General features: G+C 61.0%; 28 protein-coding genes. 6 read left to right on the top strand and 22 right to left on the bottom strand.

Annotated features, from left to right (window positions below):
* Positions 1-111 precede the first annotated feature (111 nt).
* The 14 genes from lpxB to AC3WWH_RS07795 form a co-directional block, all read right to left on the bottom strand.
* Positions 112-1,284 (bottom strand): lipid-A-disaccharide synthase, encoded by a 1,173-nt coding sequence (lpxB, locus tag AC3WWH_RS07860; protein WP_492376904.1) that lies wholly within the window; start codon positions 1,282-1,284, stop codon positions 112-114.
* Positions 1,281-2,168: an LpxI family protein gene (locus AC3WWH_RS07855; RefSeq protein ID WP_058320639.1), complete on the bottom strand. Its 888-nt coding sequence runs from the start codon at positions 2,166-2,168 to the stop codon at positions 1,281-1,283. The genes lpxB and AC3WWH_RS07855 overlap by 4 nt, the downstream gene beginning before the upstream one ends.
* 5 nt (positions 2,169-2,173) lie before the next feature.
* Positions 2,174-2,983, bottom strand: a complete 810-nt coding sequence (gene lpxA, locus AC3WWH_RS07850) for an acyl-ACP--UDP-N-acetylglucosamine O-acyltransferase (protein ID WP_093232411.1) — start codon at positions 2,981-2,983, stop codon at positions 2,174-2,176.
* 2 nt (positions 2,984-2,985) lie between these two features.
* Positions 2,986-3,450 carry a 3-hydroxyacyl-ACP dehydratase FabZ gene (gene fabZ / locus AC3WWH_RS07845; RefSeq protein WP_057255771.1) on the bottom strand — a complete coding sequence of 155 codons (465 nt, stop codon included), beginning with the start codon at positions 3,448-3,450 and terminating at the stop codon, positions 2,986-2,988.
* Positions 3,443-4,510 (bottom strand): UDP-3-O-(3-hydroxymyristoyl)glucosamine N-acyltransferase, encoded by a 1,068-nt coding sequence (lpxD, locus tag AC3WWH_RS07840; protein WP_058320606.1) that lies wholly within the window; start codon positions 4,508-4,510, stop codon positions 3,443-3,445. Before lpxD ends, fabZ begins: the two co-directional genes overlap by 8 nt.
* Before the next feature lie 47 nt (positions 4,511-4,557).
* A complete protein-coding gene (gene bamA / locus AC3WWH_RS07835) occupies positions 4,558-6,891 on the bottom strand; it encodes an outer membrane protein assembly factor BamA (protein ID WP_058320638.1) in 2,334 nt (777 codons plus the stop codon).
* Positions 6,892-7,140: 249 nt separating this feature from the next.
* Positions 7,141-8,274, bottom strand: coding sequence for an RIP metalloprotease RseP (rseP, locus tag AC3WWH_RS07830; RefSeq protein ID WP_058320605.1), 1,134 nt, complete (start codon positions 8,272-8,274; stop codon positions 7,141-7,143).
* 29 nt (positions 8,275-8,303) lie between these two features.
* A complete protein-coding gene (locus tag AC3WWH_RS07825; protein WP_057255763.1) occupies positions 8,304-9,137 on the bottom strand; it encodes a phosphatidate cytidylyltransferase in 834 nt (277 codons plus the stop codon).
* The gene (locus tag AC3WWH_RS07820; protein WP_058320604.1) at positions 9,137-9,880 is read right to left on the bottom strand and encodes an isoprenyl transferase; all 744 of its coding nucleotides are present in this window, start codon (positions 9,878-9,880) and stop codon (positions 9,137-9,139) included. The genes AC3WWH_RS07825 and AC3WWH_RS07820 overlap by 1 nt, the downstream gene beginning before the upstream one ends.
* Before the next feature lie 37 nt (positions 9,881-9,917).
* Complete coding sequence (gene frr, locus AC3WWH_RS07815) at positions 9,918-10,478, bottom strand: ribosome recycling factor (protein WP_057255760.1); 561 nt, start codon at positions 10,476-10,478, stop codon at positions 9,918-9,920.
* A 55-nt stretch (positions 10,479-10,533) separates the two neighbouring features.
* Positions 10,534-11,256: a UMP kinase gene (pyrH, locus tag AC3WWH_RS07810; protein ID WP_057256069.1), complete on the bottom strand. Its 723-nt coding sequence runs from the start codon at positions 11,254-11,256 to the stop codon at positions 10,534-10,536.
* Positions 11,257-11,448: 192 nt separating this feature from the next.
* Positions 11,449-12,372, bottom strand: a complete 924-nt coding sequence (gene tsf, locus AC3WWH_RS07805; RefSeq protein WP_057255757.1) for a translation elongation factor Ts — start codon at positions 12,370-12,372, stop codon at positions 11,449-11,451.
* A gap of 252 nt (positions 12,373-12,624) precedes the next feature.
* Positions 12,625-13,392, bottom strand: coding sequence for a 30S ribosomal protein S2 (gene rpsB / locus AC3WWH_RS07800; RefSeq protein WP_057255755.1), 768 nt, complete (start codon positions 13,390-13,392; stop codon positions 12,625-12,627).
* A 183-nt stretch (positions 13,393-13,575) separates the two neighbouring features.
* Positions 13,576-14,403 carry a cell envelope integrity EipB family protein gene (locus AC3WWH_RS07795; protein ID WP_057255753.1) on the bottom strand — a complete coding sequence of 276 codons (828 nt, stop codon included), beginning with the start codon at positions 14,401-14,403 and terminating at the stop codon, positions 13,576-13,578.
* Positions 14,404-14,548: 145 nt separating this feature from the next.
* Between AC3WWH_RS07795 and AC3WWH_RS07790 the strand changes: the two genes are divergently transcribed.
* Genes AC3WWH_RS07790 through AC3WWH_RS07775 form a run of 4 tightly spaced genes read left to right on the top strand, consistent with a single transcriptional unit; the run spans position 14,549 to position 17,412 of the window.
* The gene (locus AC3WWH_RS07790; protein ID WP_057256068.1) at positions 14,549-15,016 is read left to right on the top strand and encodes a RidA family protein; all 468 of its coding nucleotides are present in this window, start codon (positions 14,549-14,551) and stop codon (positions 15,014-15,016) included.
* A 14-nt stretch (positions 15,017-15,030) separates the two neighbouring features.
* A complete protein-coding gene (locus AC3WWH_RS07785) occupies positions 15,031-15,756 on the top strand; it encodes a glycerophosphodiester phosphodiesterase (protein ID WP_057255752.1) in 726 nt (241 codons plus the stop codon).
* 4 nt (positions 15,757-15,760) lie between these two features.
* Positions 15,761-16,948: a GNAT family N-acetyltransferase gene (locus tag AC3WWH_RS07780; RefSeq protein ID WP_058320603.1), complete on the top strand. Its 1,188-nt coding sequence runs from the start codon at positions 15,761-15,763 to the stop codon at positions 16,946-16,948.
* A gap of 47 nt (positions 16,949-16,995) precedes the next feature.
* Entirely contained in the window at positions 16,996-17,412 is a 417-nt protein-coding gene (locus AC3WWH_RS07775) for an HIT family protein (RefSeq protein WP_058320602.1), read from the top strand.
* Between the two features lie 77 nt (positions 17,413-17,489).
* Here AC3WWH_RS07775 and AC3WWH_RS07770 read toward each other — a convergent pair whose 3' ends face one another.
* The 8 genes from AC3WWH_RS07770 to AC3WWH_RS07735 form a co-directional block, all read right to left on the bottom strand.
* Positions 17,490-17,834: an AzlD domain-containing protein gene (locus AC3WWH_RS07770; protein ID WP_058320601.1), complete on the bottom strand. Its 345-nt coding sequence runs from the start codon at positions 17,832-17,834 to the stop codon at positions 17,490-17,492.
* Complete coding sequence (locus AC3WWH_RS07765) at positions 17,831-18,568, bottom strand: AzlC family ABC transporter permease (RefSeq protein ID WP_058320600.1); 738 nt, start codon at positions 18,566-18,568, stop codon at positions 17,831-17,833. The genes AC3WWH_RS07770 and AC3WWH_RS07765 overlap by 4 nt, the downstream gene beginning before the upstream one ends.
* A gap of 195 nt (positions 18,569-18,763) precedes the next feature.
* Positions 18,764-21,280: an ATP-dependent Clp protease ATP-binding subunit ClpA gene (clpA, locus tag AC3WWH_RS07760; RefSeq protein WP_110878336.1), complete on the bottom strand. Its 2,517-nt coding sequence runs from the start codon at positions 21,278-21,280 to the stop codon at positions 18,764-18,766.
* Positions 21,281-21,289: 9 nt separating this feature from the next.
* Entirely contained in the window at positions 21,290-21,643 is a 354-nt protein-coding gene (clpS, locus tag AC3WWH_RS07755) for an ATP-dependent Clp protease adapter ClpS (protein WP_043622145.1), read from the bottom strand.
* 241 nt (positions 21,644-21,884) lie between these two features.
* The gene (locus AC3WWH_RS07750; protein ID WP_057255742.1) at positions 21,885-22,241 is read right to left on the bottom strand and encodes a phasin family protein; all 357 of its coding nucleotides are present in this window, start codon (positions 22,239-22,241) and stop codon (positions 21,885-21,887) included.
* Between the two features lie 278 nt (positions 22,242-22,519).
* Complete coding sequence (locus AC3WWH_RS07745) at positions 22,520-22,723, bottom strand: DUF3126 family protein (protein WP_034796738.1); 204 nt, start codon at positions 22,721-22,723, stop codon at positions 22,520-22,522.
* A 100-nt stretch (positions 22,724-22,823) separates the two neighbouring features.
* Positions 22,824-23,651 carry a serine O-acetyltransferase gene (gene cysE, locus AC3WWH_RS07740; RefSeq protein ID WP_058320598.1) on the bottom strand — a complete coding sequence of 276 codons (828 nt, stop codon included), beginning with the start codon at positions 23,649-23,651 and terminating at the stop codon, positions 22,824-22,826.
* Positions 23,652-23,798: 147 nt separating this feature from the next.
* A complete protein-coding gene (locus AC3WWH_RS07735) occupies positions 23,799-24,584 on the bottom strand; it encodes an alpha/beta fold hydrolase (RefSeq protein ID WP_492376903.1) in 786 nt (261 codons plus the stop codon).
* A gap of 170 nt (positions 24,585-24,754) precedes the next feature.
* Between AC3WWH_RS07735 and AC3WWH_RS07730 the strand changes: the two genes are divergently transcribed.
* Positions 24,755-25,000 carry a zinc-finger domain-containing protein gene (locus AC3WWH_RS07730; protein ID WP_057255736.1) on the top strand — a complete coding sequence of 82 codons (246 nt, stop codon included), beginning with the start codon at positions 24,755-24,757 and terminating at the stop codon, positions 24,998-25,000.
* Positions 25,001-25,009: 9 nt separating this feature from the next.
* Entirely contained in the window at positions 25,010-26,173 is a 1,164-nt protein-coding gene (locus tag AC3WWH_RS07725; protein ID WP_057255728.1) for an FAD-dependent monooxygenase, read from the top strand.
* Positions 26,174-26,205: the final 32 nt, after the last annotated feature.

Here is a 26,205-nt window from a genome sequence, read left to right as displayed (position 1 = left end):
GCAAAGCAATGCCGGCCGCAAACCTGCTCCCCCGGCGGGACCCTTGCGCACACTTACGACGACGTCGACGCATTGAGGGATGCATCGCGCTCGCTCAAGGAACTATGAAGCTTACCTGTTATTCTTCGTGAGATAGCCAAGAACAATCTCGGCTGCTTTTCCGGGCGGATGAATTGTCGCCATGCGCTGTTGCACCAGTGCATAGCCATCCAGCATCGAGGCGCGCTGCGCCGTTGCACCGGAAAGCCGCTCCATCCAACGCGTCAAGGCACCAGGGCGGATGGACTCGCCGAAGTATTCCGGCACGATGGGGAAGTCTGCGATCAAATTCGGCAGCGCGCCGCTCCAGATGCGGATGCGCTTGTGCAAGAGCTTCACCAGGAAATCGGGATCGTAGGTTGAAACGACGGGAACGCCGGCAAGCGCCAGTTCCAGAAGAACCGTTCCCGAGGCAGCGATCGCCGCATCGGCCCGATCGAAAGCGGCCCACTTTTCCGCCGCCCCTACGGTGATCTCCGGCTGGATGGGCCAGGATGCCGTGATTTCGCGCACCAGCTTTTCCTGCCGCGAAACGGTCGGCAACAGGAAGCGAATGCCGGGATGTCGGCCGGCAAGCTCCTCAACCACCCGGCCGAAGGTCGGCAACAGACGGCCGACCTCACTCGAACGGGAGCCCGGCAGAAGGAGGCACGTCGCGACCCGCCCATCGATGGCGCCGACAAGGCGCTGCTGGCGGTTTGCCCGAACCGCGAGCACATTCGCATCGCTTGCGAGGCGGTGGCCGACATAGGTCGTCGGCGGGCCCTGCAGCTTCTCCATCGCCTGCGGTTCGAACGGCAACACGGCCAAGACGTGATCAACATAGCCACGCATGCGCGGCGCGCGTTCCGGCTTCCAGGCCCAAACGCTCGGGCAGACATAGTTGATGACAGGCACATCCGGCAGCGCCGCTCGGACCTTCCGTGCCACGCGGTGGGTAAAGTCCGGGCTGTCGATGATCAGCAACGCGTCGGGACACGCGGCGATGATCGCCTTTGCCGTCTGGCGAATGCGCATAATGAGCTTCGGCAATCGTGCCAGGACCTGGGTGAAGCCCATGATCGATAGTTCGGAATAGTCGAAGAGCGATCGAAGGCCCTCCGCCTCCAGCGCCTCGCCGCCGACACCGACGAGCTCTATCGTGCTGCTGCTTTGCGTTCGAAGCGCCCGGACGAGATCGGCGCCCAGGAGATCGCCGGAAACCTCGCCTGCAATGACTGCAAGCTTGTAGCTGGATGCGCTCATCGCTCGGCTCCCTTGGCCGATCGTTCGACACCGGCGACAAACAGACCAGCGCGATTGGCGACATCAATCACGTTGCCGCGCTCCAGGACCAGAGCCCTGCCTGCTTCGACCGCAATGCCGGCGAGACCGGCCTTTTCTGCAAGTGCAACGGTCGACGGTCCGATCGACGGGAGGTCGGCGCGCAAATCTTGCCCGGGCTTGCAAAGCTTGACGAGGACCCCTCGCCGGCGCGAAGAGACACGGCCCTCGGCCTTCAAGGCGACGACACGCTCCAGCATAGAATCGGTACCCTCAGCGCCCTCCAGCGCCACGACACGCCCACCGACGGCCACTGCACCCTGCCCCACATCGAGCGCGCCGAGCGCGTTGGCGGCAGCGATGCCCGCCTCGATATCACGGCGATCGTCGGCATCAGGTGTAACCGCCCCGATCGGCCCCGGTTCTGCCAGGAGATTGGGTACCACTTCATGAACACCGATGACATGGGCACCGCTTGCTTCGATCAGTGCCATCGCCATGCGCAGGACGGCGTCGTCTCCACCGGACACCAGCGTCTTCAAGACGGCCGGGATATTTGCCAGCGTTCTCAGCGTCGGGCGAATATCACGCCATTCCGGCCGGCGGCGAACCCAACCCGACAGGACGACGCGATCGATCCCCTCTTCCTTGAAGGTACGGCTGATATTGGCGAAGTCGCCGATCCCCAGCACGGAATGATCGAAGCCGACCCAATCGGCTTCTTCCGCCTCGCGCGACAATGCGATGATGAATGGATCTTCGCCGCGCGCGCGCACAGCTTCGGCTACGTGGTGCGGTAGCGCGCCACCGCCGGCGATGATTGCGAGCCGACCGCCGGTCGCTGCGTGGCTCGCAGCAGCCGACATCACGATCACGCCTTGCCGCGAGACGGCGACGATAGTGCCCGGTCGCTCTCGGCCGCGATGAAATCGAGGATTTCGACGACCGGTGCGCAGTCGGCATATTCTTCGCGAATGGCCGCAGCATTGGCGCGGATCGACTCCGGGCCTTCAAAGATCTGCTTGTAGGCGCGGCGAACGACGTGGATCGTCGCGCGATCGATCCCGGCTCTCGTCATGCCGACCACGTTCAGCCCGCTCAGTATGCCCGGATTGCCGTTGAGCATACCGTAGGGAATGACGTCGTAGCTGACGGCGGAGAGGCCCCCGACAAACGCCTGTCGGCCGACACGGGTGAACTGATGCACGGCGCAGCCGCCGCCAAGAATGGCGCGGTCTTCGACCGTGACATGGCCCGCCAGCATCACGTTGTTCGACAGGATGATATGGTTGCCGAGGCGGCAATCATGCGCCACGTGCGAATAGGCCAGGAAGAGATTGTTGTCGCCAATGACCGTCTGTCCGCCATGTTCGACGGTGCCCGTATTCATCGTCACGCCTTCGCGGATCGTGCAATTTGCACCGATCAACAGTTCCGTATCGACGGCGCTATGATGAACGCTCTGCGAATCGGCGCCGATCACCGCCTGCGGGAAAATTTTGGTTCCCGTGCCGATCGTCGTACGGCCGGTGACCACGACATGACTGTGAAGCTCGACATCGTCGCCAAGAACGACTTTCGGCCCCACGTGGCAAAAAGGGCCGATCTTGACGTTCTCGCCGATCGCAGCGCCGTCTTCGATAATCGAGGACGGGTGGATCTTCGCTGTTGCTGCAATCATGTTCAGGCGTCTTCCTTGCTGACGATCATCGCGCCGATATCAGCTTCTGCGACCAGTTGCCCGTCAACTTTTGCGTCACAGTGAAATTTCCAGATATTGCCGCGTTGCTTCTGCTTCACGACATGGAATTCGACGCGATCGCCGGGAACGACCGGCTTGCGGAAGCGCGCATTGTCGATGGTCATGAAATAGACGAGGTTCGTTCCGCTACCCACCTTGCGGGCACAGATCGCACCGGCCGTCTGGGCCATGCCCTCGACAAGCAAAACGCCAGGCATGATCGGCTGTTCGGGGAAGTGACCGGTGAAATGCGGTTCGTTCGCCGAGACGTTCTTGATGCCGATCGCCGAATTGTCGCCGTCGATCTCGATGATCCGATCGACGAGCAGAAATGGGTAGCGATGCGGGAGCAGTTTCAGAATTTCCTGAATGTCCGCCGTACCGAGAACCGTTGCTGCCTCACTCATTCGCGCCGCCCTTCTTCTTTTTCTGTCTGTCGCTTGCCCGCATCGCCATCTCCGCGACATCGCGCAGGAAATCGCGCATCGGGCGCGCCGGAATACCGCCATAACGTTCGCCGGCGGGAACATCGCTCGCCACGCCGCTCATCGCGGCGATCTGTACGCCATCACCGACCGTGATGTGGCCATTGACGCCACTGCCACCGCCGATCATCACGCCGTCGCCGATCTTTGTGCTGCCTGCAATGCCCACTTGGGCGACGATGCCACAATAACGGCCAATGCGCACGTTGTGGCCGACCTGGACGAGATTGTCGATCTTCGTCCCCTCGCCGATCACCGTGTCATCCATCGTGCCGCGGTCGATCGTCGTGTTGGCGCCGATCTCGACATGATCCTGAATGATCACGCGCCCGACCTGAACGATCTTGATCATTCCGCCTTTCGGCCCGGGCGCATAACCAAAACCATCCTGCCCGATACGAGCACCGGGATGAATGATCACGCTGTTGCCGACGAGAGCACAGAGCACGCTTGCGCCAGAGGCAATCGTACAGTCACGACCGATGCGCACGCCCGGCCCGATGACGGCGCCGGCAGCGATGCGGGTGCCGCGGCCGATTTCGGCGCCAGCCCCAACGACCGCCATCGGCTCGACCTCGACATCGTCTTCCAAACGCGCGGTCGGATCCACGAAAGCACCGGGTGCCACGCCCTTGAGGCTGGTGTTGCGCGCAGGACGCATCGCCGCCTCGTGCAGCAACGTGCCGGCAAGGGCGAAGGCCGTATGCGGGCGAGCCGTCAAGAGGACTGGGATATGGGCAGGCACAAGGCTGGAGATCGTCTTGTCGCAGATGATCGCGGATGCCTGACACGTATCAAGCTCGGCGCGGCTCTTGCGAGACAACATGTAGCAGACGTCGCCGGGCTTGGCCCGATAGACTGGCGCTACAGAATGAATGGTGCTGTCGGCGACCGCACCATTGCTCAGATCCGCCCCAATTTGATTCGCCAGGTCACCCAGGCGAATCCCTTTATGGGGCGGAAAAAACCAGTTCTGTTCCATGGACACTCCAGAACGATCTTTTTCCGGCAGTTCTGGACTGCTTTTTATCAGAACGACGAGGAAATACCGAACTTCAGGTTCTGTACCCGGTCGAAGTCTTCCTTGGCAACCGGCCAAGCATAGTCAACACGCAGCGGACCGAACGGCGAAGCCCAGATCAGGCCGACACCGACCGATGCACGCAGCGACGAGTCGTTGCCCTGCACCGTTTCAGAGGGAAGGGTCGCGACCTTGTTGCTGTAGAGCGTACCAGCATCGGCGAAGACCGCACCGCGGAAGCCGCTGTCGCGCGGGATGCCCGGAAGCGGGAACGTCGCTTCGGCCGAAGCCGTAAAGTAGGTCGTGCCGCCGAGCGCATCGCCCGTCGCCTGATCGCGCGGACCGATACCGTTGCGCTCGAAGCCACGAATATCGTTGGAGCCGAGCTGGAACTGGTCGAAGACCTGCAGATCGCTGCCGGTTTCGAAGACATGACCGGCGCTACCAGCAAGCGACGCGATGATGTCCGCCTCGTCGTTGACCGTGTAGTACCACTTGGCCTTACCAGTCATCTTGTAGAAGTCGGAGTCGCCGCCAAGACCTGCAAACTCGTGCGTGAAGGTCGCCAGGATGCCGTCATGCGGCAGCTGGGGATCGTCGAGCGTGTTGTAGGTGATCGACTGCGATACCGACGAACGGACCCAGTTTCCACCCTCAACTGCACGAACGTAGGGCGACGACAGCTTCGCGACGTTACCGCTATAGTCGAACTGCGTGAAGTTGTAGCGCAGCGTGGTCGACAGATTTTCGGTGATCGGCGCCGTTACGCGCAGGCTGAAGCCCTGATCTTCGTAGCTGTAGTCCTCGTCGTCGAAGTCGTTCTCGTTCTTGAAGACGTCAAAGCCGGCAGCCAGACGATAGCCAAGGAAGTACGGCTCGGTGAACGAAACGTTGTAAGTCCGGCTCTCGTCACCGCGACCGGCGGCGACGCGGATGTACTGACCACGACCCAGGAAGTTCTTTTCTTCGATCGAAGCTTCGACGAGGAAGCCGCCGCCGCTACCCGCAGAGTAACCAGCACCGATACCGAACGAACCGGTCGACTGATCCTGCACGTCGACGATCACGACGACGCGGTCGGCAGCGCTGCCCGGCGCGGTCGAGATGTTGACGGTCGAGAAGTAGCCGAGTGCCTCCAGGCGACGCTTGGCGCGGGCAACCATTTCCTGGTTGAAGGCGTCGCCTTCACCCATGTCGAATTCGCGACGGATGACGTAGTCACGCGTACGGGTGTTGCCGCGGATCTCGATGCGCTCGACGTAAGCACGCTCGCCCTGGTCGACGAGGTAGTCGACGGCGATCGTGTGATTGGCGAGGTCGCGGTTGCCGCGCGGCGTGACGCGCGCAAAAGGATATCCGGCCGAAGCGACACGCTGCGAAATCTCGCTCATCGTCGCCTGAACGTCCTTGGCCTTGTAGACCGAGCCCTCGCGGCTGAGGATAAGCCCCTTCAGCTCTTCGGCATTGACGCCCTCGACGGTCGATTCGACATTGACGGCGCCGAAGTCATAACGCGGACCTTCTTCGACGGTGATCGTCACCGTGTACTCGTTCGTCGCTTCATTGAGCGCCGCGTCCGAGGAAACGACCTGGAAGTCCGCGTAGCCGCGGTTGAAATAAAACTGGCGCAGCAGCTCTTCGTCAGCGCGAAGCTTGTCCGGATTGTAGACATCCTTGCGTGTGATGAACGAGAAGATGCCCGATTCCTTCGTCGCGATGATCGATTGAAGACGACCGTCGCTATAGGCTTCGTTGCCGACGAAATTGATCTGGGAGATCTTGGTGCGCTCACCTTCATTGATCACGAAGGCAAGGTTGACGCGCCCTTCGGCAACCGGAACAACCTGCGTCGTCACCGTGATGTCGCTGCGACCGATGGCAGCGTAGGCGTCCTTGATGGACTGGATATCCGTTTCGACCGTCGCTTCGCTGTACGGGCCGAGCGGCTGCGTGCGCACGACGCCCTGCAGCTTGTCGTCCTTGATCTTGCGGTTGCCGTTGAAGACGACCTGATTGACCAGCTGATTCTCGCTCACGCTGACGACCAGCGTACCGCCGGCGACATTGATGCTGACGTCGGAGAAGTAGCCCGTGGAGTACAGGCGCTTCACGGAAGCGTCGATATCCGCGTTGCTGAAGGCCTTGCCGGGAACGATCGTGATGTTCGCACGGACCGTCTCAGCGCTGACGCGCGTTGCCCCGCGTACTTCGACACGATTGATGACCGCAGCTTCTGCGACGGACGTGCCTGCGAGCAACCCAACACCAGCGCCAGAAACAACAATGCTTGTTGACAGCGCAGCCGCCGACACCGCGTTCAAAAACCTTGAACCAGCTTTCATGTTCAAATCTTACCTTTTCCAAACGTCGCGCGGCAGTTTCGTGCCGACTCCGGTCACGGTTGCCGTTTTAACCGCTTTTCCCATACAAGCAAGCCAGCTCGTTAATTTCTGTTTACTTCAATTCGAACCGTGGCTTAACGGCCACTACAGCCTCGAGTTATCGTAAACAAAACCTTTCTTCGCAAGCCGTTGAAAACCAATCGTTCACAGTATCCGCCGAATTCCCCTCGCCGTTTCCCCGACCGAACGCTAGCCGAAGAACATCGATATGTCGTTCCAGGTGGCAAAGACCATGAGCATCAGCACCATGGCAAAGCCGATCCGATACGCGACATCCTGCGCGGCGGGACCGACAGGCTTCCCGCGCAACGCCTCAACCGCATAGAACATCAGATGGCCGCCATCAAGCACCGGTACGGGCATGAGGTTAAGCAATCCTATGGAAACTGACAGGATCGCGGCGATATTCAGCAAGAATGGAATGCCGAGCGTCGCCATCTGCCCGGAAACCTTGGCGACGCGGATCGGGCCACCGATCTGGTCCGCCTTCATCCGCCCGGTCAGCACATTGCCGAGGTAGTCGAAGGTGCCCGTAATGACGTGCCAGCTTTGCAGGACGCCCTGCCCTACGGCCTCGATCGGGCCATAGGTGACGGTGCGGAAGTTGCCGGCTTCCTGATCGGTCAGGATACCGATGACGCCGATCTCCATCTTGTTGCCGAACTGGTCGGTGAGCTCCGTCCGCTGGGGCACCATCGGCAAATCGATTGTCGCGCCGTTGCGTTCGATTCGGATGGTGATCTTCAGCTCGGGGCGCACGCTGACGTAGCGACGAACGTCGTCGAAGGTCGTCACCGGCGAGCCGTCGATCGAAATCAGGCGGTCGCCCGGAACAACGCCCGCCTGTGCGGCCGCGCTATTTTCGTTCACACGCGCCACCACGGGATCTGCGACCTGGCGTCCGTAGACGGAGAACAGAACGGCGAAGATGGCAATCGCGAGGATGAAGTTGGCGATCGGCCCTGCGGCAACCGTCGCTGCCCGCTTCCAGAGCCTGGCGCCGAGAAAGGTCTTGCCGCGCTCTTCCGGCGCGATCGCCTCCAGGCGCTTGTAGTCCGGCACGCTCGCCGCGTCCTCGTCACCGTAGAACTTGACGTAGCCACCAAGCGGGATCGCCGACAGTTTCCAACGTGTTCCGTGCCGATCGGTCCAACCGAAAAGTTCGGGACCGAAACCAATCGAGAAGGCGAGGATACGGATTCCCGACCAGCGGCCTACGAGGTAGTGCCCCATCTCGTGCACGAAGACCAAAAGGGTCAGCACGAGAAGGAAGGGAATGATGTAGCCGGTCAGAAGCTGAAAGGCATCAAGCAGATATGTCATGAACGTTCCTCAAGTCCCTGCGGTCGGCATCAAGGGCCAAGCAGGACCGAACCGAAGGCGATCTGGCGCCCATCGCTGACGAAATACTGAACCATGACCAGAATCAACGCCGCCACGCAGGCGAATATCAAACCGTCGACCCGATCCATGACTCCGCCGTGCCCTGGAATGAGACGGCTCGAATCCTTCACGCCAAAGCGCCGCTTGATGAAGGACTCGAACAAGTCCCCAACCTGGCTGGCAACCGAGAGCACCAGGGCGATGATCGGGATCCGAAGATCTTGCAGCGAAAAATAAGCCATAAAGACGGCGACGCCAGCAAGAATGCCACAAATCGTGCCACCGATGGCGCCGGACCAGGTCTTGCCGGGCGATATGCGCGGCGCAAGCTTGGGCCCCCCGATCGCACGGCCGGTGAAATAGGCGAAAATGTCGGTTGCCCAGACCACCGCGAAGACGAACAGCGTTGCGATCAGGCCGAGATCGTCGGCGCCACGAAGTGCTGCGAGCGATATGCCGGTGAGGCCCGCATAGGCGATGCCGCCCGGCAGCCACCAGCTTGTCTTTTGAGTAAGGACCCAAAGCAATGCCGCTCCGAGGCCGAACGCCAGGAAAGGAAGGCTGTAGCCAATGTAACCGGTGACAACGAGGCCTGCGATCACAACTATGGAGAGCCAACCGAAGGCGTTGCCCTGGAAATCGCGCTCGACAAGGCCGGTGATCGTCGACCATTCGTAGTAGACGAGAAGCGCGATCAGGACCGAAAGTAGCTGGAAAGCGAAACCGCCAAACCAGGTCGCAGCGAGAGCGACCGCCGCGAGCACCACTCCCGAAGCGATGCGAAGCTTGAGTTCAGTTTGCATCAGGAACCAACCGCCCGCGTCGGCTCGACCAGTCCGCCGAAACGGCGCTCCCGGCATGCATACTTCTCCAGCGCCGACAGGAAAATCTCACGCGTGAAATCCGGCCACAGTTCGGGAACGAAGATCAGTTCGGAATAGGCGCCCTGCCAGAGCAGGAAATTCGACAGTCGCTCTTCACCGCTCGTGCGGATGATCAGGTCCGGATCGGGTATGTCGGCGGTGTCCAGCGAGGCTGCAATGCGTTCCTGATTGATGTCCTCAGGGCGCAAACGCCCTTCGGCGACGTCCACCGCGAGGCGACGCATCGCCCGGGTCAACTCGTCACGCGCGCCGTAGTTGAAGGCGATCACCAGGGTAACTCCCGTGTTCGCCCGCGTCGTTTCCTCGGCCTCTATCAATAGCGGCAGGATGTCGCCACGCAGGTTCGAGCGGTCGCCAATGACACGGATGCGGACATTCTCGCGGTGTAGATCGGCGAGATCCCGGCGGATGAAGGTCTTGAGCAACCCCATGAGGTCGCTCACCTCCGACTCCGGTCGGCTCCAATTTTCCGAAGAAAATGCAAAAAGCGTGAGATAGCGGATACCCACCTGGGCCGCCGTCTTGACGGCATCGCGAACGGTCTCGACGCCTTTGCGATGCCCCATGGTACGCGGTAGCCCACGTGAATTCGCCCAACGCCCGTTGCCATCCATGATGATGGCAACATGTTCCGGAACGGTCGTGGAGATGAGGTTTTGCATAAGGCGTCCGCGAAAGGAGACTCAGATCACGAGCAGATCAGACCTGCATGATTTCCTTTTCCTTCTCGGCGAGCAAGCGGTCGATCTCGGAAATCGTTTCATCGGTCATCTTTTGCACGCGCTCGGACTGAGAACGGCTGATATCCTGACCGATGTCGCCATCCTTTTCGGCTTTTTTCAGGTCATCCATGCCGTCGCGGCGCACGTGGCGCACGGCAACCTTGGCTTTTTCAGCGTAGTCGTGGGCCACCTTGACCAACGACTTGCGGCGCTCTTCGTTGAGCTCGGGCAGCGGAATGCGCAGGTTCTGGCCGTCGATGATCGGGTTGAGGCCGAGGTTCGATTCGCGAATGCCACGGTCGACGGCGCCAACCATCTGCTTGTCCCAGACCGAAACGGACAGCATGCGCGGCTCCGGAACGGTGATGTTGGCGACCTGGTTGAGGGGCACGCGCGAGCCGTAGGCTTCAACGGTCACCGGATCGAGAACGTTCGCCGACGCCCGGCCGGTACGAAGCGATGCGATATCGCTCTTGAATGCGGAAATGGCGCCATCCATGCGACGCTTCAGTTCCTTCAGTTCAACACCTTCACTCATGGTCAAAACTCCCGTTCTAACATTCGCCGGCCGCAGGGGGCCGCTTTGCAGCTCTTTAGTTGTCTGTGACGATGGTCGCGCGACCGCCGCCGGTCAAGATTTCCGCGAAGCCACCCTTTTCGTGGATCGAGAAGACGACGATCGGAATGGTATTTTCGCGTGCAAGCGCAACGGCGGCAACATCCATGACGGCCAGGCCCCTTTCAAGCACCTCGCTGTGGGTCAGGCGGTCGAAGCGGGTCGCGGTCGGATCCTTCTTCGGATCGGCAGAATAGATACCATCGACCTGCGTGCCCTTGAAAATGGCCTGCGCACCCATTTCCGCCGCGCGGAGCGCTGCGGCCGAGTCCGTCGTAAAGAAGGGGTTGCCGGTGCCACCGGCGAAGATCACGACGCGGCCAAGCGAGAGATGATGAAGCGTTGCGCGCTGCGAGAAGCTTTCGCAGATTTCCGGCATCGCGATTGCCGAAAGCACGACCGTGTCGATGTCGAGCTTGCGCAGCGAGGTTGCGAGCGCCAGCGCGTTGATGACCGTTGCCAGCATGCCCATGTGGTCGCCGGTCACCCGGTCTCCGCCCTTGGAGGCCACCGCGACGCCGCGGAAGATGTTGCCGCCGCCGACGACGACACCGACTTCGACGCCCATCGCGCGTGCTTCGGCGATGTCGGCGGCAATGCGGTCGGCGACCGCCACGTCGATACCGAAGCCCTGGCTACCCATCAGGGCTTCACCGGAGGCTTTAAGGAGAACACGCTTGTAGATTGGTTCGGCGGGCATCATCGCTCCTGATCAGATCGGTGCGCGTGCGCACGACGACGGCGCACAGCGCATAAGGACATATTGCGCTACCCGGTTTCAACCGCTGCGGAGTGATTTCCGGCGGGTCCGGCGCATTGACGAAGCCCGATACACGAAGGGCACCGCGTTGTCACGCGATGCCCCGAGGTTTTCCCAATATGGGTGAAGAAATCAGCCCTTGGCGACGGCTGCAACTTCTGCGGCGAAGTCGGACTCTTCCTTCTCGACGCCTTCGCCGAGCAGCAGGCGAGCCATGCCGGTCACTTCGATCGGTGCGCCAGCGAGCTTTTCAGCGTCCTTGACGGCCTGGCCGACGGTGATTTCCGGGTTCATGACGAAGGCCTGCGACAGCAGTGCGACTTCTTCGAAGAACTTGCGCATACGGCCTTCAACCATCTTCTCGATGATGTTGTCCGGCTTGCCCGAAGCGCGCGACTGTTCGATGAAGACGTTGCGTTCGCGCTCAGCAACAGCGGCGTCGACTTCTTCAGCGCGGATCGCCAGCGGGTTGGTCGCAGCGATGTGCATGGCAACCTGACGGCCGACCGAGAACAGCACTTCCTTGTCGCCGATCGACTTCAGCGCGACGAGAACGCCGAGCTTGCCGATGCCGTCGCCAGCAGCGTTGTGGATGTAGGTGGCGACAACGCCATCTTCGACCTGCAGCAGAGCTGCGCGACGCAGCGTCATGTTTTCGCCGATCGTGGCAATCGCGTCCTTGATCGTCTCGTCGACCGACTTGCCGGTCGCCGGGTAGGTTGCAGCCGCGATCGCATCGACGGAGCCGTCGGTGGTGAGCGCTACGTTGGCAACGCCGCGGACGAGTTCCTGGAAGGCTTCGTTGCGGGCAACGAAGTCGGTTTCGGAGTTGATTTCGACGACGACGGCCTTGACGCCGCCGCTGACGATGCCGACGAGGCCTTCAGCAGCCGTACGACCCGACTTCTTGTCGGCCTTCGCGATACCCTTGGCGCGCAGCCAGTCGATCGCTGCTTCCATGTCGCCGTTGGTTTCAGCAAGTGCCTTCTTGCAATCCATCATGCCTGCGCCGCTCTTTTCGCGCAGTTCCTTCACCATTGCTGCAGTCACAGTCATCTTTTTTGCCTCTTTGTCTGTTTGGCGGGGGTTGCCCGCGCGTGGCGCGATGCCAGGAGGTTTGGCAGGGAATGGCTTTTCAATGTGACACCATGATGAACGCGTCATCGTGGCCGCTGCCCGGATCCAACGACCCGCACGGATCGCGCCATCCCCGGCTGAAAAGAACAAGGCCGTTTAGACTTTCATCACAAACGGCCTTGTCCCGACATTTCATTGGGGGCGGCAGGGTTGGCTGCCGCCTGGGGCCGATCAGGCGTCGGAGGCCTCGTCGAGCGCCGGCTCGACCGGAACTTCGGCAGAGGCGCCGAGGTCACGGCCAGATGCGCCCTGCTGGCGCGCAATGCCGTCGATGGCTGCGCGGGCGATCAGGTCGCAGTAGAGAGCGATGGCGCGCGAAGCGTCGTCGTTGCCCGGGATCGGATAGTCGATCTGGTCCGGATCGCAGTTCGAGTCGATCACGGCAACAACCGGGATGCCGAGGCGCTTGGCTTCGTCGATCGCGATCGATTCCTTGTTGGTGTCGATGATGAACATCAGGTCCGGGGTGCCGCCCATATCGCGGATACCGCCGAGTGCACGGTTCAGCTTTTCGCGTTCGCGCTCGAGGTTCAGGCGTTCCTTCTTGGTGAAGCCAGAAGCTTCCGAAGAAAGGATTTCGTCGAGCTTGCGCAGGCGCTGGATGGAGTTCGAAATCGTCTTCCAGTTCGTCATCATGCCGCCGAGCCAGCGAGCGTTGACATAGTACTGGGCCGAACGCTTGGCTGCGTCAGCGATGATTTCCGAAGCCTGGCGCTTGGTGCCGACGAACAGAACGCGGCCGCCGTTGGCAACGGTGTCGCTGACGATCTGCAGGGCGCGCGACAGCATCGGTACGGTCTGAGCGAGGTCGATGATGTGGACGTTGTTACGATCGCCGAAAATGTACGGCTTCATCTTCGGGTTCCAGCGGTGCGTCTGGTGACCGAAGTGAACGCCAGCTTCCAGAAGCTGACGCATGCTAAAATCAGGCAATGCCATGCCTTTTTCTCCTTTTCCGGTTGAACCTCCGCGAAGCGTCGAGCATGGTCTTTCGAACAGCCCACCGGCGGAACGATCCGGATTTCTCCCGGAACATCCCTTGCTTCACGTGTGGAATGGCAGCCCCTTAACCGCAACTGCCCGAGAAATCAAGACGCGAGTGCCGATTTTCGTCGCGATCGGCTATTTGCAGTCCTCGGATTTGAAGACTTCGAGATCGGCAAGCTTACCGCTGAGGACAAAATCGCCGTAGTCCATCGTCAGGTCCCGGGTGATTCCGTTTTCGTAGAGCTTGAACGACATGCGGTAGATTGGCAGCGCATCGCCGCTCTTGTCGTCGTTGAAATAGGAGATCGTCACCGGCCAATAGGCTTCGCTGCCGAACTTGCCAGCCTTGCCGGCATCCGGCTCATCAGCGGTGGGCTTGCGCGATTTACCGACAAAGGTCGAGGTGATCAGCGTCTTGTCGCCCGAATCGGAGCCGTCGAAGATGCGCGCCTCGAACAAGCCTTCCCCCTTCTTCGCCCGCGAGATCACTTCCATCATATGGGCGGTCGGGAAACGGCTGGCCGCAAGTTCCACTTCGCGCTTGTCGGGCGCGGTCAGCTCCACCTTGACACCGCTCTTTTCCTCATGCGCCGTTCCGCGCACTTCCTTGTCCAGCTTCTCGTCGGTGAAAGAGCGCGTCAAGAAGCGGAAATTACCCGTCTTCAGATCCTCATAGGTGGTCGTCTGCTGATCCGTAAGGCGAACTTCCTCGCCGGTGTCGACCTGGGTGACGAAGCGGAAGCTGACCGTGTAGCCCTCGCAGGACGAACCATTGAATTCATAGACCATGCGACCATACATTCCGGCAATGCCCGAACGATCCGACGCATCCTTGAGCTCAAGATCATAGACGGCGCGATGCGGCACGAGGACATTCGCACTCGCCGCCGTAGCACCTGACGCCGTCACGACGGCGAAACAAACGCTGCCCAGAGTGACGAGACCGAAGCCTTTATGAAACATCCGTTTCCTCCTATTGGACTCGCCGGCAATGCTATAAACAAGCGTTCGGCAGAAGCGAGGCGGTGTTTGCAGGAAAATGCCGGCGCCCGCCGCGATCCGGCCTGAATGCAGGATTTTAACACAAAAGACAACAATGGAGCTTTCCATGTCCGCAGAGATCGAAACGCGCCTCAAGGACCTCGGGGTCACCCTTCCACAGGCTGCGACCCCGGTCGCGAACTACGTGCCGTACGTGATCAGCGGCTCGATGCTCTACATCTCCGGACAGCTTCCGATGGAAGACGGCAAGGTCGCCGTGACAGGCATTGTCGGCAAGGATGTCGACGTCGCCCGCGCGCAACGCGCCGCCGAACTCTGCTCGATCAACATCCTCGCACAGGCAAAATCCGCGCTCGGCGGCGACCTCGGACGCATCCGTCGTCTGGTGAAGATCAACGGCTTCGTCGCCTCGACGCCGGAATTTGTCGAGCAGCACCTCGTCATCAACGGCGCCTCCAATCTGCTGGCCACCGTGCTCGGTGAAGCCGGCAAACACGCCCGCGCCGCCGTCGGCATGGCTTCCCTGCCCTTCAATGCCGCCGTCGAGATCGACGCCGTCATCGAGATCGCCTGATTAGGGTGCCCACCATGGCTGATATTTCCTGGCTGAAGGCCCAACCGATCGCCCATCGCGGCTATCACGACATGAACAGAGACGTGTGGGAGAACACGCTCTCGGCTTTCTCCCGTGCCGTCGATGCCGGTTTCGCCATCGAGTGCGACCTGCAATACACCGCCGACAGCATCCCGGTCGTCTTCCATGATGACGACACCCAGCGTCTCTGCGGCATCAAGGGCGACGTGCGCGCGCGCACCGCCGGCGAGCTCGGCCTGATGGCGATTGGCGGGACGAAGGACAAGGTGCCGACGCTGACGCAGATGCTGCGCCTGGTCGCAGGCAAAGTACCGCTGGTCATCGAACTCAAGGGCCGCAAGGGCGACGACGAGGGCTTTGCCGCCGCCGTGCTGGAGACGCTCGAAGGCTACAAGGGACACGTCGCCCTGATGAGCTTCGATCACTGGCTGCTCAAGGACCTGAAGGCGCTCGACGCGCCCTACCCGCTCGGCCTCACTGCGGAAGGCGCCAATCCCGAGACGTTCTTCGTGCACGAGGAAGCCATGCAGCTCGGGCTCGACTTCATCTCCTACCATTACGGCCACCTGCCGAACTCGTTCATCACCAAGGAGCGGACGCTCGGCAAGACGATCATCACCTGGACCGTGCGCGACCGCCAGGCAGAGACCTACACGTTCGCTCACGCGGATCAGATGACCTTCGAGGGCTTCGACCCGCGGGAGGCCCTGGTTTCCTGATCTGATGTCAGACGCCGTCACCATCCGCATAGCCCAATCCTTCGCCGATGTGCCGGCAGCACGCTGGAACGTGCTTTCCGGTGCATCGAAGGTGCATCCCGGCGGCGTCTACAATCCCTTCCTCTCGCATGCCTATCTTTCGGCTCTTGAGGAATCCGGGTCCGCAACTGCGAAAACAGGCTGGCTCGGCCAACACCTGCTTCTCGAAGGATCGGACGGCCATCTGCGCGGCGGTCTAGTCTGCTACTTGAAGAACCACAGCCAGGGCGAATATGTCTTCGACCATGGCTGGGCCGACGCTTTCGAGCGGGCCGGCGGGCGCTATTATCCGAAACTGCAAAGCTCCATTCCCTTCACGCCGGCCACCGGACCGAGACTGCTTACGGTGCCGGGTGAAAACCAGGGCGCAGTTCAGGATGCGCTTGCCGCAGGCATGAAGGAGCTCGCACGCAGACACGATGTCTCGTCGGCGCATGTCACCTTCGTGCCGGAAGCCGAGATGCCTGCCCTAGAGCGCGCCGGCTTCCTTCACCGCACCGACCAGCAGTTCCACTTCACCAATGAAGGCTACGGATCGCACGCCGATTTCCTGGAGACCTTGGCCTCCCGCAAGCGCAAGGCACTCAAGAAGGAACGCAGGGCCGCGGTCGAAAACGGCATCTCGATCGACTGGCTGACCGGCAGCGATCTGACGGAAGCGATCTGGGACCAGTTCTTTGCCTTCTACATGGACACCGGCGGTCGCAAGTGGGGTCGTCCCTATCTGACGCGCGCCTTCTATTCGCTGATCGGCGAGCGCATGGCCGACGATATCCTGCTGGTGATGGCGCGCCGCAACGGCCGCTACATCGCCGGCGCGATCAACTTCATCGGCGGCGACGCGCTCTACGGCCGTCACTGGGGCTGCATCGAGGACCATCCGTTCCTGCATTTCGAGGTCTGCTATCACCAGGCGATCGATTTCGCGATCGCCAAGGGACTGAAGAGGGTCGAGGCCGGCGCCCAGGGTGAACACAAGCTCGCGCGCGGCTACATGCCCGTCACCACCCACTCCGCGCATTTCTTCATGCATTCAGGGCTCGCCCGCGCTGTCGCCGATTATCTCCAGCGCGAGCGTAGGGATGTGGAGGAAACGGGCGAGATTCTTGCAGAACACGGGCCGTTCCGCAAAGGCGAGCGGCAAGACGACTGAACGGCTTTCGGCCAAGGTCGGCCCGCGACAATTCACGAGGAAGAACAATGACCTACGACGACAACAACATCTTCGCCAAGATCCTGCGCGGCGAAATTCCCTCGCACCGCGTCTACGAGGATGACGCGACGATCGCGTTCATGGATGTGATGCCGCAGGCCGAAGGCCACTTGCTCGTCGTACCGAAGGCACCCTCGCGCAACTTGCTCGATGCCGATGCAGCGACGCTGCCGGCGCTCATCGCTACCGTGCAGAAACTGGCGGTCGCGGCGAAAGAGGCCTTCGAGGCCGATGGCGTGACGGTGATGCAGTTCAACGAGACACCGGCCGGCCAATCGGTCTTCCACCTGCACTTCCATGTCATTCCGCGACGGGCCGGCGTGCCGCTGAAGCCGCATTCCGGTACGATGGAAGACGGCGCCGTGCTCGCGGCCAATGCCGAAAAGGTTCGGCAAGCGCTGTAGTCTCGCCTGCACTCGATAACCGACACTCCATGAACGGATTGAGCCGGCGCCCCGCCGGCTCTCGGCTCAGGCTTCGCCTAAAAACCCAGCCACCAGAGCCCCAATGCGAGCGCTGCGATGGCTGTCGCTATTCCGATCGCCGGCTTTCGTCCGAACAGAAAGAAAGCGACCGCCCCAAGTCCGACGGACCCCACGCGCAGCCAGAGCGGGGATTGTTCGAGCACGCCTGTCGGATAAAGGATGAGCTTCGCGATGACCGCGGCGACCAGAGCGGTCGCGACCGCCCTCACCCAGTTCAGTGCCTCGGAATCGTCGCGCAGCTTGTTGCCGGCAACGACGCCGAGCCAGCGCCAGATGTCGGTCGCGAGCCAGCCGGCAATCGCGATGAAGGCATAGGCCCACCAACCATCCTGCCACGTCATACGCCCACCTCCTTGCGCTGGCGCCAGAGGCGCTCGACCAGCCAGGCGAGCGTGCCGCCGACTAGACCGGCGAGCAGGATGTCGAATTCCGGAAACAGCCAATAGAACAGCGGCCCGCCGACAAGTCCGAAGAGCAGCGCGACGTAGACGACGGGGTGGCGCGCCGAATGCCAGATCGATGCGAGGAAATAGACAGGTGTCAGGAAGAACAGGCAGCCGGCAACGATCGGCGGGAAGTCCGCGACGAAATGGTAGACGACGGCAACCAGCAGCATGTTCGCCGCAACGAGCGTGATGCCGAAGCCGGCGAAGAAGGCGACGCGCCGTTCACGCGGCACCTGCGGCACCTTCTCCATTGCGAACACCCAGGCGGTGATCGCGACGAAGTGCGAAAGGAAGAGCAGCAGCCAGGTCGGCGTTCGCGATGTGCGCAGTTCCGGGACGAGCGCCGCAACCATCGGCATCAGCCGGACGGAAGACAGCGAAACCGCGAGGAAAGCGGCCGCCAAGTTCGCGCCGCTCATTATCGAACTGACAAGAATGACTTTCGCCGGAAGCGCCCAGACCATGCCGACCATGAAGACGACCTGCTGCACTGGGATCCCAGCTTGCGCTGTCAGCGAACAGAAGCCGACGAAGGACAGCATCAGGATGAAGGCCGGCAGGCTGAAGATGCCCCGCATACCTCTCCCGAACCAGGCGAGCGATGATTGCTCGTCTTCTTCCCTATCCATTGGCAATTCCGGATTGTCTTTGATTTTCGATCACGATGATCTTGGGTCGAATCGACCCAAGATCATCGTGATCGAATATAAGTTATTGGAGCGGGATGCGGGCGAAAAACCGCGCACACTTTTCCTCATCCCGCTCTCAAGAAAACGGTGCCGGATGGTTTGCATCCGGCACCGTCGAACATTTCTTGCGAGGGTCTATTTCTTGCGCGGCACCTTCGGCACCGTGCGGCCCTTTCTCGGAGCCGCGTCACCGGCCCCGGCTTCGCCATCGGAGGATGCCTTGGCGGCTGCCTTCTTCGGCTTGGACTTCGGTGCGGGCTCGGCACCCACTTCTTCCTTGTCCTCGGCCTTCTTCTGCTTTGCCGCCTTCATCGCCGGGCGGGAAACCTCGGCCTTCGGCTTGATCGGCGTCGTTTCCGGAACCGCATCGAGCAGCAAGCCCTTGGTGCCATCGGCCTTGGTACCGATCGTCACCTTGACGACGCCGCCCTTCTTCAGCTTGCCGAAGAGGATTTCATCGGCGAGCGGCTTCTTGATGTTTTCCTGGATGACGCGGGCGAGCGGCCGGGCACCCATCTTCTCGTCATAGCCCTTCTCGGCGAGCCAGGCGATTGCCTCCGGCGCGAGGTCGAAGGTGACGTTGCGCTCGGCGAGCTGCGTTTCCAGCTGCATGACGAACTTCTGTACGACCTGGTGGATGACCGGGGTCGGCAGCGAAGCGAAGGGAATGACCGCGTCCAGACGGTTGCGGAATTCCGGCGTGAACAGGCGGTTCAGCGCCTCTTCGTCTTCACCCGTACGCTTGGAAGAACCGAAGCCGATGGCGGCCCGGGCCATTTCCGATGCGCCGGCATTGGTGGTCATGATCAGGATGACGTTGCGGAAGTCGATCTTCTTGCCGTTGTGATCCGTCAGCGAGCCATGATCCATGACCTGCAACAGGATGTTGAACAGGTCCGGATGCGCCTTCTCGATCTCGTCGAGCAGCAGCACGCAATGCGGATGCTGGTCGACGCCATCGGTCAACAGGCCGCCCTGGTCGAAGCCGACATAGCCGGGAGGTGCACCGAGCAGACGCGAAACCGTGTGCCGCTCCATGTATTCCGACATGTCGAAGCGCAGAAGCTCGACGCCGAGCGACGTCGCAAGCTGCTTGGCGACTTCCGTCTTGCCGACGCCGGTCGGGCCGGAGAAGACATAGCAGCCGATCGGCTTGTTCGGTTCCCGCAGGCCGGCACGCGCCAGCTTGATCGAAGACGCGAGCGCTTCGATCGCCAGGTCCTGGCCATAGACGACCGAGCGCAGTTCCTTTTCGAGGTTGGCGAGAACGGCCTCATCATCCTTCGAAACGGTCTTGGGCGGGATGCGCGCCATCGTCGCGATCGTCGCCTCGATCTCCTTTTCGGTGATCAGCTTGCGGCGCTTGCTTGCCGGCAGCAGCATCTGCGCAGCACCGGATTCGTCGATCACGTCGATCGCCTTGTCAGGCAGCTTGCGGTCGTTGATGTAACGGGCGGAAAGTTCAACCGCGGCCTTGATCGCCTCGTTCGAGTATTTCAGGTGGTGATATTCCTCGAAGTAAGGCTTCAACCCCTTCATGATCTCGATCGCGTCGGCGATCGTCGGCTCGTTCACGTCGATCTTCTGGAAGCGGCGAACCAGCGCCCGGTCCTTCTCGAAGAACTGGCGGTATTCCTTGTAGGTGGTCGAACCGATGCAGCGGATCGCGCCGGAGGAGAGCGCCGGCTTCAGGAGATTGGACGCATCCATGGCGCCACCGGAGGTGGCCCCAGCGCCGATGACGGTGTGGATCTCGTCAATGAAGAGCACGGCACCCGGATAGTCCTCAAGCTCCTTGACGACCTGCTTCAGGCGCTCTTCGAAATCGCCGCGATAGCGCGTGCCGGCGAGCAAGGTGCCCATATCCAGCGAGAAGATCGTCGCATCCTGTAGCGCTTCCGGTACCTTCTTTTCAATGATGCGCTTGGCAAGGCCTTCGGCGATCGCCGTCTTGCCGACGCCGGGGTCGCCGACATAGAGCGGATTGTTCTTCGAGCGGCGGCACAGCACCTGGATGGTGCGGTTCACCTCGGCGTGACGCCCGATCAACGGGTCGATCTTGCCTGACTTCGCCTTTTCATTGAGGTTGACGCAATAGGCCGTAAGCGCGTCCTGCTGCTTCTTGGCGCCAGTTTCCTCGGTGTCGCGCGAAGGCTTCTGCTCGGATTCGTGATCGTCGGCGCCGCGCACCGGCCGGGATTCGGAGGTGCCAGGCCGCTTGCCGATGCCGTGTGAAATGAAGTTGACGGCGTCGTAACGCGTCATCTCCTGCTCCTGCAGGAAATAGGCGGCATGGCTTTCGCGCTCGGCGAAGATGGCAACCAGCACGTTGGCGCCGGTGACTTCTTCACGGCCGGACGATTGGACATGGATGACCGCGCGCTGGATGACACGCTGGAAACCCGCCGTCGGCTTGGAATCTTCGTCGTAGCCGGTCACGAGATTGGAAAGCTCGTTGTCGACATAATCCGTCACGGTCTTGCGCAGCGTCTCGAGATTGACGTTGCAGGCGCCCATCACGGCCGCCGCGTCGGCATCATCGATCAATGCCAGAAGCAGATGCTCGAGCGTGGCGTATTCATGGTGGCGCTCGTTGGCAAAAGTCAGTGCCTGGTGTAGCGCCTTTTCGAGACTGGGCGAAAATGTTGGCACGTTAGTTCCTCATTTCTTTTCCATGACGCATTGCAACGGATGCTGATGCTGCCGGGCAAAATCCATCACCTGCGTCACCTTGGTTTCGGCGACCTCATAGGTGAAGACGCCGCACTCTCCCACGCCATGATTGTGGACATGAAGCATGATGCGGGTCGCCTCTTCCGGGTTCTTCTGAAAGAAGCGCTCCAGGATATGGATGACAAATTCCATCGGCGTGTAATCGTCATTCAAAAGCAGAACACGATACAAACTCGGCTTTTTGGTCTTCGGCTTGGTACGCGTGATGACGGACGTGCTGCGGTTGTTGCCGTTTCCCTCGTCATCGCTACCTTGCTGCATCCGGACCGGCATGGCGATCATTCTTGTCAGTTCCTTGTACAGCAGCGACCCCACTGAACTTGGCCGCAGCGTGCTTGCCCTTTATCTAATGGTTCGTTTTCAGATTTTAAGACCGAACCAACGCACTGCAATCATAATCGCACGACCGCGCGTAAGATTGATCAACTTTCTTCGGGCTGCGCACAGCTAATGCGAGAAACAAAAAGGCCGGTCGCAAGCGCTGCGACCGGCCTTTTTTGGAAAGTGGTTCTTTGCCTGGCGATCAGGCGGCGGCAGCGGCGGCCTTGACTGCTGCCGTTGCCTTGGCAACCGGCGCTTCGTAGGGCTTGTAAGCGTCCTTGGCGAGATCAGCGTACATTTCGCCGATCTTCGTTGCCTCGGCGACGAAGCCTTCGTAGCTCGCCTTGATGAAATTGGTCTGCAGTTCGAAAACAGCTTCGACACTCTTGGTGCTCGACAGCTTCTCGACGTGCGCAACGCCATCTTCAAAGGACTTCTTGGAGTAGTCCGCAGCTTCAGTCGCGATAGCCTGGAGACCCTTGGTCCAAGCGGAATAGCTCTTTACAGCCACGTCAATGGCTTCTTTGCTCTTCTTGTTTGCATCGTCGAAGTTGAACATCGGGTGTCTCCTTAGTGACGGCCTGATCTGGAGGCTTCAGTTTATGTGCACTGCACAAAAAGTCAAGACGAGTGTGCGACGCAATAAAATACAACGGATGCAACAACTTGATGAAGAAATACGCTCCCGCGAAAAAAATTCTTACGGCGCGGTGAAGAACCAAGATGAGCGACGCGAGCAATTGCTCAGCGCGATGCATAAATCCCCATTAAAACAATAAACCCCGAAAATCTCAGGGGATTTTCGGGGTTTATTGTTTTCGGACGTCCTCGTCAGACTTAGAGGTCGATGTCGAGGATTGCCATGGAGAAATTGTAGGAAAGCTCGCCATCTTCCTCATCGCGGAAAACGACACCGAGGAACTCGTCACCGAGATAGACTTCAGCGGACTCGTCCTTCTTCGGGCGCGCCTTGACGACCATCTGCTGATTGAAGGTGCGCTTGAAATAGGCTTCAAGCTTGCGGATTTCTTCGGGCTTCAAAACACGTCTCCGTAGCCGTTTATCTGTGCGGCGCTTCTCGCACGCTGCATCGCCGGGTGTAAACCCCTCGAAAGAGGCTTACGCACCGGTTCCCGTATGTTCAGATATCGAAGCTGCTCAGGATCTGGTCCATCTGACGCGATGGCTCGGAGCAACCGGCCTCGCCCACCACCTTCGCCGGCACGCCTGCGACCGTCGTTTTCGGCGGCACCGGCTTCAACACGACCGAGCCGGCGGCGATGCGCGAGCAATGGCCGATATGGATATTGCCAAGGATCTTGGCGCCGGCGCCGATCAGGACGCCATCAGCGATCTTCGGATGACGGTCGCTGCCCTCCTTGCCCGTGCCACCGAGCGTCACGCCGTGCAGGATGGAGACATTGTCTCCGATCACCGCCGTCTCGCCGACGACAAGACCGGTGGCGTGATCAAGGAAGATGCCGCGCCCGATGCGGGCAGCGGGATTGATGTCCGTCTGGAAGACGCTCGACGCGCGGCTCTGCAGATAGAACGCGAAATCCTTGCGGCCGCGCTTCAGCAGCCAATGGGCCAGGCGGTGCGTCTGGATAGCATGGAAGCCCTTGAAATAGAGTACCGGCTCGATGAAACGGGTGCAGGCGGGATCGCGGTCATAGACGGCCTGGATGTCGACACGCAGAATGGTGCCCCATTCCGGCCAATCCTCCATCATCTCCGAGAAGGTCTGTCGCAAGAGGTTTGCCTGAAGATCGGGATGATCGAGCCTTTCGCAGATGCGATAGATCACGCTTTCTTCGAGCGAGTGCTGATTGACCACCGTCGAATAGAGGAAGGCCGCAAGCATCGGGTCCTGCTCGGCTGCCACGCGGGCTTCCTCACGCAGGCTGTTCCAGATCGGGTCCATCACCTTCAAAGCTTCCGTCTGGCGAAGTTCGGTCTTGGCGACCATCGTCGCTCTCCTTCCTGTCCGTCCTACAGTCACTATAGGGGAAATCCGGCATGACTTAAATGGCTCGGCCTCAGTTCCACCCTCGGTCGAGCAGCTCAGAAGCGGGCAAGCTTGCGGTGCTTCCCGCGTTCCGTCTTGTTCGGCAGTCTAGGCGCGCGCCACTTCCTCGAGGAATTCGAGCACGGCCTTCTTGAAAACCCGGTCACCCACGGCGAGCATATGATCCCTGCCCGGAATATCAAGCGCACGCGCGTTGGGCATCAACTCCGCCAGCTCCTGCGGTGAGCCGGCAATGTCGTCCTTGGTCCCGACACCGATCAGGGTCGGCACGTCGATGCGCCCCATGTCCTCAGCCGTCAGCAGATCGCGAGACGTCGAGATGCAGGCCGCAAGCGCCTGCCTGTCGCTTTTGGTCTGGTCGGCAAAGGCGCGGAACATGCGGCCGCGTGCATGGGTCACGACATCCAGAGACGGCGCCGACAAGGCATCGGCAATCGGGTCCCAATCCCCTACCCCCGTCACCATGCCGATGCCGAGCCCGCCAAAGACCAGCGAACGGACGCGGTGGGGATGGGCGAGTGCCATGAAGGCCGAGATGCGTGCGCCCATCGAGTAGCCCATCACATGTGCTTCGGCGATGCCGAGATGACCCAAAAGCGCTACGGCGTCGCCCGCCATCTGCTGCGGATGATAAAGCGCTGGATCGTAGGGTTTACTGCTCTTGCCATGCCCGCGGTTGTCGAGCGCGATCACACGGTAGCCGGCATCGCCCAGCGTCTTCAGCCAGCCCGGAAAAACCCAGTTGACGTTGGCGCTCGAGGCAAACCCATGAATGAGAAGAATGGGTGTGCCGGCTGGATCACCTTCGTCGAAGAAGGCAATCTCCAGGCCTTCATGGGCAAAGTGGGAAAACGGCGGCGGATTGAGATCCATCTTTATCATCCTGGGAGGTATCGATGCGGCGCAACGTAGTTCGTCGCTCTGGCGAGTGAAACCCCGCGCCGGCAAAAACCACAGCTGCGGCGTGTTTGCCGCTACACTTTTGCAGCAAAGCTCACTATGGTGCCGCCAACTTTAGAGACTTGCATTCATCGGAGCATGACATGGCCGGCCACAGCATCCCGCACTTCCAGAACGACGGCGGACATCAGGCAATCGAAATCGGCGTCAAGGAATTCATGTGCACCGGCGCGTCCATTCCGTACGATCACCCGCACATCTTCATCGATATGGGCGACGACAACGAGAAGGTCTGCTCCTACTGCTCCACACTCTATCGCTACAATCCGAAGCTGAAGGCGACGGAAACCAACCCGCCCGGCTGCCTCTTCGCCCACAAAGCCGCCTGATAGGCCACGATGTCGCGCCCTGTCGCGATCATCGGCGCCGGTATCGGCGGGCTTACGGCCGCCTTGTGCCTCGCCCGCCGAGGCTTCGAAGTCGACATCATCGAACGGGCAACGGCGCTGACCGAGGTCGGCGCCGGCCTGCAATTGTCGCCGAACGCCTCACGCATCCTCATAGAACTCGGCCTGCTTGCGGAACTCGAAGCCTACTGGAGCGAGCCCGAGCGCATCGGCCTGGTTGACGGCGTATCCTTGAGCCCTCTTGCCAGCGTATCGGCCGGCGCTTTCGCGCGTCGCCGCTGGCACGCGCCGTATGCCGTCATGCACCGCGCGAGCCTGCAGAAAGTCCTGCTTGCCGCCGTGGAGGCAGAACCGCGCTGCCGCCTGCAACTCGGCTGCCATATCGACAACCCTGATGAGCAGACCATCATAACACTGACGGGGCGCCGCCCGGACATCATCGTCGGCGCCGACGGCATCTGGTCGCGGTTGCGCAACGGCGTCCCCGGGGCCGGTCGTGTACGGTTTTCAGGCAACGTCGCCTGGCGCATGACGCTCGCCCGCGACACGGCCGCCGGCCTTCTCAAGCCGAACCAGGTCACGGCGTTCCTCGGCCCTCGCGCCCATCTCGTCGCCTACCCGTTGCGGGAAGTTGACGGTTTCAATCTTGTCGCGATCATCGAGGGCAAGGAGACCGACGCCGTCTGGGTCGGCAAGGATTCGGATAAGCGCCGCCAGGACTGCCTGAATGCTTTCTCCGGCTGGAACGCGGGCATCCGCTCGCTGCTCGAAAAGGCTGCCGCCCCCACCTACTGGCCATTGTGCACAGTCGACGACGGGGCCTGGCAAGACGGGCGAAAGACCGTGCTGATCGGCGACGCGGCCCATGCCATGACGCCCTTTGCGGCGCAGGGCGCGGCCATGGCGATTGAGGACGCCTTCGAGCTTTCCGACTGCCTGGCCACCGGCATCGATATCCCGAAGGCGCTGGCTGCATTCGAAGCGAGGCGTCGACCGCGCATCTCCCGGGTCCGCCGCCGCGCGGCGTTCAATCATTTTGCCTACCACGCCCGTGGGCCGCTGCGCCTCGGCCGCGACATCGTCCTGAAACTCAAGGGACCGGATGCGCTCGCTGCCGACCTTGATTGGCTCTACGGCTACGGCGCCCAGCGCTGACTGCGGACAGGCGACTGGGCAACACGCAGATT

This window comes from Ensifer sp. EB106-03-01-XG145, assembly GCF_058792075.1.
The sequence above is the reverse complement of the archived record's forward strand: the minus strand, read 5'-3'. Positions and strand labels throughout refer to the sequence as shown.